Source organism: Flagellimonas algicola (assembly GCF_005937185.1).
GTDB lineage: Bacteria > Bacteroidota > Bacteroidia > Flavobacteriales > Flavobacteriaceae > Flagellimonas > Flagellimonas algicola.
The window spans coordinates 1,757,287-1,772,683 of the sequence record NZ_VCNI01000001.1 but is presented as its reverse complement, the minus strand read 5'-3'; the positions used below and the strand labels follow the sequence as shown (position 1 = coordinate 1,772,683).

General features: G+C 42.3%; 11 protein-coding genes. 5 read left to right on the top strand and 6 right to left on the bottom strand.

The genetic code is table 11. The features are described 5' to 3' along the window. Positions 1-88 precede the first annotated feature (88 nt). Together asnB and gyrB are read left to right on the top strand one after the other, a co-directional pair. Positions 89-1,759, top strand: coding sequence for an asparagine synthase B (gene asnB / locus FGG15_RS07715; RefSeq protein WP_138834893.1), 1,671 nt, complete (start codon positions 89-91; stop codon positions 1,757-1,759). Between the two features lie 238 nt (positions 1,760-1,997). Continuing rightward, positions 1,998-3,938 (top strand): DNA topoisomerase (ATP-hydrolyzing) subunit B, encoded by a 1,941-nt coding sequence (gene gyrB / locus FGG15_RS07710; protein WP_138834891.1) that lies wholly within the window; start codon positions 1,998-2,000, stop codon positions 3,936-3,938. Between the two features lie 75 nt (positions 3,939-4,013). Here the strand turns inward: gyrB and FGG15_RS07705 are convergent, their stop codons facing one another. Then, entirely contained in the window at positions 4,014-6,590 is a 2,577-nt protein-coding gene (locus tag FGG15_RS07705; RefSeq protein WP_138834889.1) for a carboxylesterase family protein, read from the bottom strand. A 268-nt stretch (positions 6,591-6,858) separates the two neighbouring features. Here FGG15_RS07705 and FGG15_RS07700 point away from each other — a divergent pair, with 268 nt between their 5' ends. Beyond that, a complete protein-coding gene (locus FGG15_RS07700; RefSeq protein ID WP_138834887.1) occupies positions 6,859-7,869 on the top strand; it encodes a DUF6588 family protein in 1,011 nt (336 codons plus the stop codon). Positions 7,870-7,952: 83 nt separating this feature from the next. On the opposite strand, the gene FGG15_RS07695 is transcribed toward FGG15_RS07700, so the two are convergent. Then, positions 7,953-8,324 carry a hypothetical protein gene (locus tag FGG15_RS07695; RefSeq protein ID WP_138834885.1) on the bottom strand — a complete coding sequence of 124 codons (372 nt, stop codon included), beginning with the start codon at positions 8,322-8,324 and terminating at the stop codon, positions 7,953-7,955. Positions 8,325-8,571: 247 nt separating this feature from the next. Between FGG15_RS07695 and mdh the strand changes: the two genes are divergently transcribed. Beyond that, complete coding sequence (gene mdh / locus FGG15_RS07690; RefSeq protein WP_138834883.1) at positions 8,572-9,498, top strand: malate dehydrogenase; 927 nt, start codon at positions 8,572-8,574, stop codon at positions 9,496-9,498. Between the two features lie 215 nt (positions 9,499-9,713). Continuing rightward, positions 9,714-12,680, top strand: coding sequence for a protein translocase subunit SecDF (gene secDF / locus FGG15_RS07685; RefSeq protein WP_138834881.1), 2,967 nt, complete (start codon positions 9,714-9,716; stop codon positions 12,678-12,680). A gap of 50 nt (positions 12,681-12,730) precedes the next feature. Here secDF and FGG15_RS07680 read toward each other — a convergent pair whose 3' ends face one another. From FGG15_RS07680 to FGG15_RS07665, 4 genes are read right to left on the bottom strand one after another with little or no spacing between them, the layout of a single operon-like run. Then, positions 12,731-13,054 (bottom strand): TfoX/Sxy family protein, encoded by a 324-nt coding sequence (locus tag FGG15_RS07680; RefSeq protein WP_138834879.1) that lies wholly within the window; start codon positions 13,052-13,054, stop codon positions 12,731-12,733. 10 nt (positions 13,055-13,064) lie between these two features. After that, complete coding sequence (locus FGG15_RS07675) at positions 13,065-13,583, bottom strand: GNAT family N-acetyltransferase (RefSeq protein WP_138834877.1); 519 nt, start codon at positions 13,581-13,583, stop codon at positions 13,065-13,067. Then, positions 13,580-14,119, bottom strand: coding sequence for a DinB family protein (locus FGG15_RS07670; RefSeq protein WP_138834875.1), 540 nt, complete (start codon positions 14,117-14,119; stop codon positions 13,580-13,582). The genes FGG15_RS07675 and FGG15_RS07670 overlap by 4 nt, the downstream gene beginning before the upstream one ends. Before the next feature lie 7 nt (positions 14,120-14,126). After that, complete coding sequence (locus tag FGG15_RS07665; RefSeq protein ID WP_138834873.1) at positions 14,127-15,371, bottom strand: ATP-binding cassette domain-containing protein; 1,245 nt, start codon at positions 15,369-15,371, stop codon at positions 14,127-14,129. Positions 15,372-15,397: the final 26 nt, after the last annotated feature.

Below are 15,397 nucleotides of genomic sequence, written 5' to 3'. Positions count from 1 at the left end.
ATATGTAAGCAAAAAGTTCAATAATGTTTTATAATTGACGTTATTCTATAATATTTGTATCAGAAATTGTTACTAATTTATTAGAGATATGTGCGGAATAGTATGCGCGTTTGACGTGAAGGAAAGTACAGAGAGCCTTAGGCCCCAATTGTTGGAAATGTCCAAGAAGGTGAGACATAGAGGCCCAGATTGGAGTGGAATTTATTCAAATGATAAAGCCATTTTGGCCCATGAACGATTGGCAATTGTGGATCCGGTATCGGGGAAACAACCCTTGTTCAGTGAAGATGGGAAATTAGTGTTGGCAGCCAATGGCGAAATATACAACCACAAGGAGCTTAGAGCTCAATTTGAAGGAAAATATCAGTTCAGGACGCAATCGGACTGCGAAGTAATTCTTGCTCTTTACAAAGAAAAGGGGGTAGATTTCGTAGATGAGCTAAATGGGATTTTTGGTTTTGCTATCTACGATAGTGAAAAGGATGAGTATTTCATTGCCAGAGATCATATGGGAATCATTCCACTATACATAGGATGGGATAAACAAGGAACTTTTTATGTGGCCTCTGAGCTTAAAGCCTTAGAGGGTACGTGCTCAAAAATCGAATTGTTCCCTCCAGGTCACTATTTGCATAGTTCGGACGGCGAATTCAAGAGATGGTATAATAGAGATTGGATGGAATATGAAGCGGTAAAAGAAAATGAGACCAGCATTGCCGAGTTAAAAGATGCATTGGAAGCTGCGGTTCACCGTCAACTGATGTCCGATGTACCTTATGGTGTGCTACTTTCTGGTGGATTGGACTCTTCAGTTACATCCGCTGTTGCTAAAAAGTATTCCCAAATGCGGGTAGAGTCTGGCGACACCAAAGAAGCTTGGTGGCCCCAATTGCACTCTTTCTCTGTAGGTCTGGAAGGCTCGCCTGATTTGGCCGCTGCACAAAAGGTGGCAGATCATATCGGGACCATCCATCACGAAATCAAATTTACTATCCAAGAAGGATTGGATGCCATCAAGGATGTGATTTACAACCTTGAAACCTATGATATCACAACAATTAGAGCTTCAACTCCAATGTATCTTATGGCAAGGGTAATCAAATCTATGGGGATAAAAATGGTGTTGTCTGGAGAAGGTGCGGACGAGCTTTTTGGCGGCTACTTATATTTCCACAAGGCGCCAAGTGCCAAGGATTTTCATGAAGAAACCGTAAGAAAATTGGATAAGCTTCACATGTACGACTGTCTTAGAGCCAATAAATCCTTGGCTGCATGGGGAATTGAAGGCCGTGTACCTTTCTTGGATAAAGAATTTATGGATGTCGCCATGCGAATTAACCCCAAGGATAAAATGATCAACGGGGAACGTATGGAAAAATGGGTGATCAGAAAGGCATTTGAATCCTATTTGCCGGAAAGTGTAGCCTGGAGACAAAAAGAACAATTCTCTGACGGAGTTGGATATAGTTGGATAGACACTTTGAAAGCGTTGGTGGAAGAAGAGGTAACGGACCAGCAATTGGCAAATGCCCACTTCAAGTTCCCCATCCAAACGCCAACCACCAAAGAGGAATATTATTATCGTTCCATTTTTGAAGGGCATTTCCCTTCTGATGCAGCTGCATCGAGTGTTCCACAGGAACCATCTGTTGCTTGTAGCACCAAGATTGCCTTGGAGTGGGACGAGGCCTTCAAGAACATGAACGACCCTTCTGGAAGGGCTGTAGCCAATGTTCATGAAGATGCATACGTAAAATAGCCGACCCATTATATTTTATGTAGTAGGAAGATGCTGTTTTGTTTCATTTTCAATTAGTCAGAAAAGCCCCTTTTTTAAGGGGCTTTTTGATTGAAAAATCCCTAGAAAATCCGCTCCGCTTTTTCCACAATTATTTGTTGATAACTTGAGGGGTCAAATTGACCGGAAACACCTATTTACATAGGGTATTCGTTATATTTGTAAGATTTGAAATTTTCAAGGCAAATAAAGCAGATGTATGAGCGAAGAAGCTAAAAAAAATCAATATTCCGCGGATAGTATCCAGGCCCTTGAAGGCATGGAGCATGTACGCATGCGACCCTCCATGTATATTGGAGATGTTGGGACAAGAGGGTTACATCATTTGGTATATGAAGTAGTGGATAATTCCATTGATGAAGCTATGGGTGGTCATTGCGACACCATAGATGTCATCATCAATGAAGACAATTCGATTACTACAAAAGATAATGGTAGGGGTATTCCCGTAGGCTTGCATAAAAAAGAAGGTGTTTCCGCTCTGGAAGTGGTAATGACTAAGATTGGAGCCGGAGGTAAATTCGATAAGGATTCCTATAAGGTTTCCGGAGGCTTGCACGGTGTTGGTGTTTCCTGTGTAAATGCCCTGTCAAGCCATCTTAAGGCGGTGGTACATCGTGAAGGTAAAGTATGGGAGCAAGAATACGAAAGAGGTAAAACCTTGTACCCTGTTAAGAGTACTGGGACCACGAAGGAAACGGGAACCATAGTAACTTTTGTTCCGGATGATACCATTTTTACCCAGACCACGGAATACAGCTATGACACCTTGGCCAATAGAATGCGCGAGTTGGCCTATTTGAACAAAGGGGTGACCATTACCCTTACAGATAAGAGAAACAAGGACGAAAAAGGTGAATTTATTTCAGAGACCTTCTATTCTGAGGAAGGATTGAAGGAATTCATCAAGTTTTTGGACGAAACCCGGGAGCCTTTGATTCAAAGTGTGATTTCCATGGAGGGGGAGAAGAATGGAATTCCTGTGGAAGTGGCCATGATCTACAATAGTGGTTTTTCAGAAAACCTGCATTCCTATGTAAACAATATCAATACCCATGAAGGGGGTACCCATTTATCTGGATTTAGAAGGGGTTTGACCACTACCTTAAAAAAATATGCGGACAACTCCGGATTGCTGGACAAAGTAAAGTTTGAAATTTCCGGGGACGATTTCAGGGAAGGTTTGACTGCCATTGTTTCGGTAAAAGTTGCCGAACCACAATTTGAAGGGCAAACCAAGACCAAATTGGGCAATAGGGAGGTTACTAGTGCTGTGAGCCAGGCAGTTTCAGAAATGCTCACGGACTATCTAGAGGAACATCCAGATGATGCCAAGCAAATCGTGGAAAAGGTAAAATTAGCGGCCCAGGCACGCCACGCAGCTGCTAAGGCACGTGAAATGGTCCAACGTAAAAACCCTATGAGTGTTGGAGGGCTTCCTGGAAAACTTTCAGATTGCTCCGAGCAAGATCCTACCAAGTGTGAAGTATTCTTAGTTGAGGGAGATTCTGCAGGAGGAACCGCCAAACAAGGTAGGGATAGAAATTTCCAGGCCATTTTGCCACTACGGGGTAAAATTTTGAACGTGGAGAAAGCCATGCAGCACAAGGTTTTTGAAAACGAGGAAATTAAAAACATTTATACCGCCCTTGGGGTTACCATCGGTACCGAAGAGGACAGCAAAGCGCTTAACCTTGAAAAACTTCGATACCACAAAGTGGTTATCATGTGTGATGCCGATGTGGACGGTAGCCATATTGAGACTTTGATTCTTACTTTCTTCTTCCGATATATGCGGGAATTGATAGAGAATGGACATGTCTATATTGCCACCCCACCACTGTATTTGGTCAAAAAAGGTTCCAAGAAGCGATATGCCTGGGACGACAAGGAACGGGATGAAATCGTGGAATCCATGAAAGGAGGAGCGGGAATCCAACGCTATAAAGGTCTTGGGGAAATGAATGCGGAACAATTGTGGGATACCACTATGAACCCCGATTTTAGAACATTGCGTCAAGTAACAATAGAAAATGCTACGGAAACAGACCGAATCTTTTCCATGTTGATGGGAGATGAGGTTCCTCCAAGACGAGAATTCATTGAGAAAAATGCGGTTTATGCGAACATAGACGCATAAAATAGTGTGCAATCGATAAAACAAAAAATCCCAGGTTGCCCTGGGATTTTTTTATGGTTGGATATTTGTTGTTGGTTAGTTCCACGTAAACTCACCTCGCTCAAAAGACCAGTCGTTACCAAAAAATCCAGCGCATTTTACGGCATCGGTACCATAATCCATGATTCCATCGCTAAATAAGAGTAAATCGGGGTAAGAGGTTCCGTTCAATAGATAGTGGTTGCTGTAAATAGCCTTCATACCATTTGTTCCGGTTGCACTGATCACCCCAACACTTGCCGTATTACTATCTTGTCTTGGTGCAATAAAATAGAGTCCCCATTGATTTCCCTTTACTTCCTTACCATCAAGCGAAACATGATTGTTTTTGACTTGAACCGGAAAGTGCTTTAAAAGTTTGTTCCATGCAGAATTGTTGTCACTGTTTCCATAGATGATAATGTTTCTATTCGGATACGCTTTAGGGCTAAAATCCACATCCGCTACCAATTCCACAGATCCATTGGCTCTATAGTAAAATGTTTCCGCATCCAGGCGCGCCTTATTGAAATACCATTCATTTTCCTGAGTTGTTCCTTTTGTCGCATAAACAAAGACCATTTCATTTCTAAAGGCATCCTTGAACCCACCATTTCTATGGGGTCCCTTTTCCTTGGATGATGGCTTATTTCCTGTACTCCATGATCCATTGGTGTTATGCAGATAGATTTTACCGGTTGACGAAATTTCCAAGGTGTCGGTATCAATTTGAAGGTCCTTGGAATTCGTTCGCATGGCATCCAAATCCAGCTCTAGGACGGAGATATTCTCCGTATCGATTTTGACCCCGTCTTCTTTGTTGAAATCAATGGAACTTATTTCCAATGGGTTTTGCTGTTGGATTATGGTTGCAAAATGGGAAGTAGCTGAAACTCCTGGTGAAGCTGTATAAAACTCCATTTTTTGGATGGTGGAATCTACTGGAATACTTCGCTGTTTGAACAAATCAAAAATAGGTGGCCAATCCATGCTGTGATCACCATACCAGTGGGTTCCTCCAGGATATTCATAATAGGTAAAATCGGAATGGAATTTACCCAATACTTCCCGCATTTCCCGGGCAATAAAAGTGGGGACTACATTGTCCTTTTCCCCATGCAATACATAAATACCCTGCTGTAGGTAGTTTCGTTTCAACTTTAAGGTCCTGCTTGGGTTTCCTGCACGTAAAATCATGTGGTCCATATCCGTGAGCAGCGGTTTCTTTTGCATTTCCTCCAACATTTTGGGAGTAATGCCCCAGCGTTTCAGCTCTTCCTCGCTGGCACTTAAAGCCCTTTTCACAAAACTGTCCCGATAACCCAATAGATCAGGGTAGCCTGCGCAAGGTGCAATGGCCGCAAATTTGTCCGGATATGTGGCTCCCAGGTACCAGGTACCATGACCTCCCATGGAGTGCCCTGTCAAATATATTTTTTGCGGGTTTGGCTGGTAGATTCTCTTGCCCTCTTTTAAAACCTCCAGGGCATCCAAACGCCCCCAATCTTCCCAGGCAAAACCGAAAGGTCTTCTATTGGTCGGAGCTACCACATGGCCCCAATCCTTTTGTTTATAGGCATTGGCTTGATTTACTGCCTCTACGGATGCACCGTGGACCGAAAGGAACAAAGCTCCATCTTCCAAATCATGGGTAGACGAAGGTGCTACACTAAAATATTGTATACTATTGTCAATTTTGCTAACAAATGTGCGTTTGTGTTTGTCGTTTTTTGATTTGATGTTTATTGCTATCTGCTGTTTGTCCAATGGCCAGTCCTTTGCACCAACAAGTTGAAGTTGCATGGTGGACTTTTGGGGCGTTGCGTCAGCTCCTACAGTTGGTATTTCAAACGCTACCTTTCGTACACTCATTGGTGGTATGGCGGGAATTTCTGACACAGAAACCTGCCCTGAATGTTGTGCTTTAATCGTATAATTCTTGAACCATGTAGGGGAAGCATTGATGACTCTAATGGCTCCCTTATAATTAATGTTCTCGCCAATCAAAAGATCGGGTAAAGTCATGTCCCGTTGCGTCAAAAGTACCGGTGACTTTGGTTTGATCAATCTCGCACGAACCCGGGGAAATCGCCCGGACTTTAACACAAACACATTAATACCTTTTTTCAATTGGACAGGGATTAAGCTATAACCAAAATCATAATAATCCCCCTCATGCGGGAACCCATTGATAATGGCTTGGGTATGTCCGGAAGCCTCAAAAAGGACAATGTCCTCCTTATTGGACTTGTAGCTGAGGTAAACGTAAGACCCCCGAAGCACGCGACTATTGAAGGTGCTGCTGCTATCCACTTTAATTTTGGTCCATCGCTGAGTAGTCCCTGAATGGTCCACCAGCCCAATCTCACCTTCAGAAACCGTTTTATGGGTCATCAAAAAATTCTTGAAGACCTTGTCCGTTGGAAACGAAATGGAATTGAGTGCGTTCCGCTTCGTAGGAAGATAGACTGCCTCCTTGAACACATGGGTTACCATGCCCTCTTTGACTTCGTTTACTTTTTCCTTGCCAAAATATTCAACAATGTTGCCTTGTCTTTTTTGTGCTTGCGACAGTGAACCACAAACAAAACAGACAACAAACAATAGCAATCTAGAATTCCAGAATTTTAACATGAAGTGATTTTTAATGAAAAAGTAAAGATTTGACCCAAGGCCTACAAAAAGAATAGATTACCCATAGAGCAGGGGCGACAGACAACATAAATAAGGCAACCAACTGATTTTTTAGGTGTTCAAGAGCCATCAAAACAAGCGCAATTTCGACGTGGTTTTATCGGATTGCCATCACGGTAATACCTCTAAATATATAGATAAGAGCATTTCACAACAAAAAGTCGGCATCCCAAGCCCAGTTTCATAGTTTTGGGAAAAACCTCACAAGATGAAAAAGATAGTTCTTTTACTTACTTTGTCCAGTGCTACCTTCGGAATGGCGCAATCCAATCTCAATGATATTTTGGCTGCTGGACTTAATGATGCGGAGCGGTTTACCACAGCTTGGATGGCTCCGGTTACCGAAGCGGGTGTTTACAGTATCTCCAATGGGTGGTACAACTCTGCTGACGCCAAACCTCTAGGCGGATTTGAAATTTCCATCATAGGTAATATTACTGGCTTCAAAAACAAAGACGATAAAAAATCCTTTACCTTAAATACTGCAGATTACGAAAATCTAACGTTCGTTGATGGTAGTACTTCCAAGGAAGTGGCTACTGCCTTAGGCGATATTGAAGGTGTGGATGTGGCTATTAATGCATTGGTGCAGGGGCAGCCTGTGAGTGCAACTTTTGAACTGCCTTCGGGTTTGTCCTCAGAAGATTTGAATTTTGTGCCTTCCGGATATATTCAGGCCAGTGTTGGATTGATTAAGGGAACCGAGGTAAAAGCTAGGTTCTTGCCCAAAATCAATACCGATGATGTTAAAATAGGATTATACGGTTTTGGCGTTCAACACGATTTTACCAAACACCTTCCTGCAGACAAATTGTTGCCTGTGGCTATTTCTGCCGTTATCGGATATACAAACCTCAGTGGGGAGTACGATTTTACCAATACGGACGTAATCAACGGTGAAAACCAGCGAATTGATGCGAAATTCAGTTCCTGGAATTTTAGTGCCGTGGTATCAACCCGCTTGCCCGTAATCAACTTTTATGGTGGATTGAACTACATCACTGGAAAAGCGGACACCAACATATTGGGTAGGTATGAAATTGAAACCGTTGCCCAGCCTATTGTTTATAATGATCCTTTTAATATTAGTAATAAAGTAAGTGGCGTGTCTGGAAACATAGGAACCAAATTAAAACTAGGGTTCTTTAGGCTCAATGCCGATTATAACATTGCGGAATTCAGCACCTTTACTTTTGGTATCAATTTCGGATTTAGATAGAAAAATAAACTAATCTAGCTCAAAACATAAAGAAAGCCCCAACATTTGTTGGGGCTTCCTATTTTCATATGGTGTGCCTTCCATTATTCCCTGGTGGCGAAGACAGAACCATTCTCCAAGGCTAATATTTCTGGGTCACTGGTCTCTTCCAGACTAACAATAACATCCGTGACATGCTCATCTGAATAGGTTATGGTGTAAACACCATTTTCCTCGGACCATTTAAAATCGGTATAATACGTTAGGCTTGAGTTGGAGTAGCTTTGGTAACGACCTAGGTACACATCGTTAAAAATCCACTCCTCTCGAGAAGTACTTCCATTTTTGTTTTCGTCTCCATAGGCATCGTTTCTTACCCAAATCCCTAGAATGGGATCATTGTTTTCAGGAATACTGGTACAGTTGCTGATAGCAATAATGGATGCAATGGCCAACAATGAAAAGAGCTTTTTCATAGTTTAAGTAGGTTAAATGTAATTTGGGACTAATACAACGGTGTTTTTGACCCAAGTATTGTTGGAAAATCGATGTATGGTATGGGTCTTTGTCATTTCTTCGGTGAACTACACAATTTGTTAACATTGTACATACTTTACCTACATTTTGTTGGAGGATTCCAATCCAACTTAAATTGGTAAAATGTCAGGTTTTATCTGCCGTAAATGCCTTATTTTTGAACGTTTAAATTAAAATCACAAAAAAATGAAAGTTACCGTAGTTGGAGCAGGTGCAGTTGGGGCTAGTTGTGCCGAATATATTGCAATGAAAAATTTTGCCGCAGAAGTGGTTTTGTTGGATATCAAAGAGGGCTATGCCGAAGGGAAAGCCATGGATTTGATGCAAACAGCCTCTTTAAATGGTTTTGATACCAAAATTACCGGGACCACAGGTGATTATTCCAAAACTGCAGGTAGCGATATTGCGGTAATAACCTCCGGAATTCCACGTAAACCTGGAATGACCCGCGAAGAATTGATTGGAATCAATGCTGGCATTGTAAAATCTGTGGCTTCCAGTTTGCTGGAGCATTCACCCAATACCATCATTATTGTGGTGAGTAACCCTATGGATACCATGACCTATTTGGTGCATAAAACAACTGATCTACCCAAAAACAAAATTATTGGAATGGGTGGGGCTTTGGATAGCGCCCGTTTCAAATATCGCTTAGCGGAAGCGTTGGAAGCGCCCATCTCTGATGTGGACGGAATGGTTATCGGCGGACATAGTGATAAAGGGATGGTGCCACTTATTGGGCATGCTACAAGAAATAGCGTTAAAGTTTCCGAATTTCTTGCGGCCGATAAAATGCAATGGGTGGTTGAAGAAACCAAAGTTGGTGGAGCCACATTGACCAAATTATTGGGTACCAGTGCTTGGTATGCTCCCGGAGCTGCTGTTTCCGGATTGGTACAGGCCATCGCGTGTGATCAAAAGAAAATGTTCCCTTGCTCCGCATTGTTGGAAGGGGAATACGGATTAAATGATTTGAGCATTGGAGTGCCTGTTATTTTGGGCAAAAATGGTATAGAGAAAATTGTGGAAATTGATTTGAGCGATGCAGAAAAAGCCAAGATGCAGGAAAGTGCCGAAGGAGTGAAAAAAACCAACGGATTACTTCAGTTGTAAACTGCATTTCTACACCATAAAAATGTCATTTCGAGCGTGAGTGAGAAATCTGTCTGTTGCAGATGGATTTTGGTCAGTGTCGAAATGACATTTTTGATTTAACAGTATTCCCGCCAGTTGCTTATTGCAATTCCCATAATTTCTATTGGCAAATCTTATGGGAAATGATATATTTGCACGCTGTTTAGCAAAACATCATAAAAATTTAATAATCAATGCAAAATAAAGGACTTATAAAGCTTTTCGCACTCCTTTTTGGTTTGGTGAGCGTTTATCAGCTTTCCTATACTTTCATTACAAGTAAGTTGGAAGGGGATGCTGAAACCTACGCTATTAGCCAGATTTCGGAAGATGAAGAAGGTTATGTGGCAAAGCGTGAAGCTTTAGAGGCATCATATCTGGATTCCATTGGAACCAACCCTATTTTGGGCTTTACCAGTTATGATGATGCCAAAAAGAAGGAACTTAATAAAGGATTGGACCTTAAGGGAGGGATTAACGTAACCCTCCAGATTTCCGTTAGGGATATCTTGCAAGGTTTGGCAAATAATTCCAAAAACCCTGTTTTCAATAAAGCTTTGGATGATGCGGATACCGCATCCAAGAATAGCCCAGATACCTATTTGGAACTGTTTTTTGATGCTTTTGATGCTATCAAGGGGGATACCAAATTGGCGTCTCCTGATATTTTCGCCAATAAGGGGTTAAGCGACGTGGTCAACTTCCAGATGACGGATGATCAAGTGAAGCCCATTATCCGAACCAAAATTGACGAAGCCATTGTTTCTGCATTTGAGGTATTGCGTGAGCGTATCGATGGTTTTGGGGTAACGCAGCCCAACATCCAAAGGGAAGGAAATTCTGGACGTATTTTGGTTGAATTACCAGGAGCTAGGGACATTGCCAGAGCGCAGGAACTACTTTCCAGTACGGCGCAATTGGAATTCTGGGAAACCTATCAGCAAAGCAATCAAAGTTTGGGCGCGTTTTTTGTGAACGCCAACGAACGCTTAAAAGAGATTTTAGAACCGGTTGAGGAGGAGGAAGTAGAGGCCACTCCAGAATCGGAAATTGATTCATTACTATCCGATGTGGCCCAAGATTCCTTGGACTTGACTCCTCAGGTAAACCCATTATTGGGCAAACTGATACCAGGTAATCCAGGCAGTCATGCCATTGCAAGAGCATTGGTTTCTGATACTGCTGAGATTGGTGGATATCTTAGAATGAGAGAAATTAGAAGGTTGTTACCTGCTGATGTCCAGTTTACCAAATTCTTATGGGAACGTCCGGCTAAGGATTCTGAGATTGCCGAGTTATACGCACTTAAATCCAACCGGGACAATGTTCCTAGAATTAGTGGAGACGTAGTATCGGATGCACAGGATACTTTTGACCAATACAACAAACCTGCGGTAAGCATGACCATGAATACCAAAGGAGCCAAGGATTGGGAAAAGTTAACAGGGGATGCCTATAACAACCAAACAGGGATTGCCATTGTATTGGACGGTAAAGTATACACGGCACCGGGAGTTACCAACGGACCCATTTCTGGTGGACGTTCGGAAATCACGGGAACATTCACGGTCAACGAGACCAAGGATATTGCCAACGTATTGAGAGCTGGGAAACTTCCAGCACAAGCAGAAATCATCCAATCCGAAGTAGTTGGGCCATCTTTGGGTCAAGAGGCTATCGATAGCGGGTTCATGTCTTTCTTGATTGCCATGGCCTTTGTGCTGCTATGGATGATTTTCTATTATGGTAAAGCAGGAATCTTTGCTGACATCGCATTGATTTTAAACATAGTCCTAATTTTTGGTGTGTTGACCAGCCTTGGTGCGGTACTTACACTTCCAGGAATTGCAGGTATTGTATTGACCATTGGTATGTCCGTTGATGCGAACGTATTGATATTTGAACGGATTAAGGAAGAATTGGCGCGTGGCAAAGGCAAGGGTCAAGCAGTTGCAGATGGTTTTAGCAATGCATTGTCTTCCATCTTGGATGCCAACATTACAACAGGTTTAACCGCGATTATCCTTTTTATTTTCGGTTCAGGTCCTATTAAAGGATTTGCAACAACTCTTTTGATCGGTATTGTAACTTCTTTGTTCACCGCTATCTTTATCACCAGATTGATGGTAGATACCTATATCGCCAAAAAGGGAAGAAGCTTGGAGTTTTCTACCCCAATGACCAAGGGCTTGTTCACCAATATGAAGATCAACTTCTTGGGCAAACGTAAAATTGCCTATATAGTTTCTGTGATATTGGTTGGTATAGGAGCGTTCTCTTTGTTTACCACCGGCTTGCAGCAAGGTGTGGACTTTGTAGGGGGACGATCATATCAAGTTCGTTTTGAAAAAGCAGTAAATCCATCTGAAATTGCATCTGAATTGAACGATGTATTTGGAAGTGGTACCAATGTAAAAACTTTTGGAGAGGCTAATCAGATAATGATTACCACTCCTTATAAAGTAGATGTTGAGGGGATTGAAGTGGATAATGAGATTCAGGATAAACTATATACCTCACTTCAAAAGTACTTGCCGGATGGCACTTCGTATGATGAGTTTACCCTGAGTGCTGCATCGGACCAAGCACTTGGAATTGTCCAGTCAAAAAAAGTAGGGCCAACCATAGCGGATGATATCAAGAACAATGCGTTCTTGGCCATTATCGGTTCTTTGGCAGTAGTGTTCCTCTACATTCTTTTACGATTTAGAAAATGGCAATTCTCTTTGGGTGCGGTAATCGCCGTATTCCATGATGTGATGATTGTATTGGGGATATTCTCATTGACCGGTAAGATTATGCCGTTCAACATGGAGATTGATCAAGCTTTTATTGCTGCCATCCTAACCGTAATTGGGTACTCCCTGAACGATACGGTGGTAGTATTCGACCGTATCAGGGAAATTGTGAATCTCAAAGGATGGAACAATGGGCAGAATATCAACCAAGCCCTGAACAGTACATTGAGCCGTACCTTGAATACCTCCCTTACCACTTTGATCGTGCTTTTGGCTATCTTTGTTTTTGGTGGAGAGAGTTTGAGAGGATTCATGTTCGCTATGATTGTGGGGGTATTGGTAGGTACCTATTCCTCTGTGTTCATCGCAACACCGATTATGTTCGATGCCTTGAAAAAGAAAATTGGCTCAGCTAGAGAGTAGTTGAGAATTTATATTTGGTCGAAAAAGCCGTCTGTTTTCAGATGGCTTTTTCATTTTGGGGGTAGGGAACAAACATACTCGTAGCCTTTTTGAATGTAAGCTCCGAGTTGGGTCTTGTCTTTCAATAACGATTCAGGGATCAAAACATATTCCCGCATGGTGGCTCCGTGGGACTTGAACGGATGCGCTCCATACGTTTGATCAAAGCTCTGAATATCCACTTTGGAAAGTCTAACACCCAATTCCCCATCTTTGTTCAGTAGCGAAAACATGTATCCGTTGGCGGAGGTATAGGGCATGGTTTTGCCTTTTCGCTCAAAATTGGGATTGGCGGCTACCACTTCGTCATAAATTTTTAGGACCTCTTCTCGCATAGTATCAAATTTAAGATAAATCCTTGGCCATGACTTGAAATTCAAAATCTTCCTGGCCAATGCTGAAATCATGGTCACCAAAGGTGTCAAAGCCATTTTTGGCATAAAATCGAATAGCTCTTTCGTTTGCTTTTAGCACCGAAAGCCAGATTTTTTGAAAACCTTCTTCTTGTGCTTTTTTCAGGAGGATCTCTTGGAGTGCCAACCCAACTTTTTGGGATAAAAAATCCCTCAATACATAGATTTTCTGAAGTTGACAAACCGCATCTGAGTTCAAAAAAGGGGAATGGGAATGCAGTTTTAGCTTGGCATATCCAACAGGGAGCTCATCCACGTAAGCCAGCCAAAACACATTGTTGGGTTTGGACAGGCTGCTTCTCAATTTGGAAACCCCAAAGGTTTGGATTAGATAATGATCCAAATCGGCTGCGTCCCTAAAGTAATGCCCAAAAGTTTCGGTAAAGGTTACCCTGGCCAACAAGGCAATAACTGCAGCATCCTTTGTATGGGCTTCCTTCAATTCAATCATTCTGGGTATTTTTCTAGATTTTCCAGTATTTGACGGTCATGATGGGTCACATGGTAGATGGTAAAGTATAACATTTCCCGAAGCGTTAATTTTCCCATGGCCGGGTGAACAATCCTATGGGAATCCAAAACCGCTTCGTCAAATAGCTGAAGTCCGCGATTTAAAGATGCTATTGCAGCTAGCAGTTCTGAAAGTGTTTGCTTCCGATTTTCAATGGTGATTCTTGTGGGCACAAATCGTTCAGGTAACACAAAGTCCCTTAAGCTTTCCAGAATTTTCAAATAATCATCCACTAATGTATTATAGCTGCGACTTGGGTTTTGCGCCAATCCAAATTTCTCCTCCAGAACCTTGGGAGGGGTATTGAAAATTTTTGCGGTGGGGACTACGGATTTCAGAATGTGGTCCAACTGCTGTCCTGCGGTCCATTTAGGGCCAGGAATTCGGGTAAAATCCTCATTTCCTAGACTTTCCAATTTTTTTGCAAAAGCTAGATGGTTCTGGTTTAATTGTTGAATGATTTCGTCCTTTTTCATTCGTGGCTTATTTGACGGTTCCTTTGGAACCGGATTCACCCATTTCTAAAATGTAATCAAATTGGGGTTCCAATCCAACCTCCTTTCTATGGGACACAAAAACTATGGTGGTGTTGCTCTCATTGGAAATCTTGTTCACCAAGGCTATGAATAGGGCTGCATTGGCGTCGTCCAACCCAGCAGTTGGTTCGTCCAAAATGAGCAACGGAGGATGTTTTACCATGGCGCGGGCCGTCATCACCAATCGTTTTTGGCCTTGGGTCAATTCCAAAAACTGAATGTCTTTTTTATGTTCCAGCTCCAAAAGTTTCAACCATTCCTTGGCCACTCGCTTTTCATGGTCAGACGGTCTAATGTACAATCCCACTGAATCATGAAATCCTGAAACCAGCATATTTTCCACGCTGTGGTATCCATTGAACTTGTCGGTCATGGCTGGGGTGAAATAACCAATCTTGCTTTTAAGGTCCCAAACACTTTCCCCACTTCCCTTTTTTTGCCCAAACAAGGTTAAATCTTTGCCATACCCTTTATGACTGTCTCCGGTGACCATGGACAGCAATGTAGTTTTGCCACTACCGTTGGGGCCAATAAGTTGCCAAAATTCCCCTTGCTTTATGGTCCAACTTATGTTGTTCAATACTTGCCGTCCATCAAAACTAACGGATACGTTTTTGAATACCACCAAGGCATCGGACTCTACATCAATGTCCTGGATGGGAGGGGGAATGGGTAGTTGGAAACCTAAGGTTGTAGTTTGGTTGGCTTTAAAAAATGAGTCTGAATCAGGATAACTTTTTAAACTGCCATTTTCCAGTTTGAAATAGTTGGAGGTAATGGGTAGGATATCCTCCAGTCTGCTTACCACCTGTACCAACACCGTAGTCTTTGATATGGTGAGGAGCTGCTCTTTAAGGTTTGCTTGAGTGGCAACATCCAAATTGTCAAAAGGGTTCACCAGGACCAAAAAATCTGGACTTTGGGAGAGCAAATGGCGGAGCAAAGCTTTCTTTTGCTCCCCGCTGCTCATTGTCTTTAAGGATTGTTGGGTGTCCTGAGTAATGATTTTTACATCATGCCGTTCTTCCTCATTCATAAAGCGGTGGATTTCCGAACGTGAAAAAAGCAAGCCCACTTTATTTTCCAATGCTTCAAACCTTTGGGGTAATGGTCCACTTAATAGGCTGTGGACCAAATTCTTGGTCTTTGAGGTGTTGTTGGTAAGTACGGCGTAGTTTTTAGGTTGGTCCATCCCTCAGATAAAGGATTTTAAGTTAG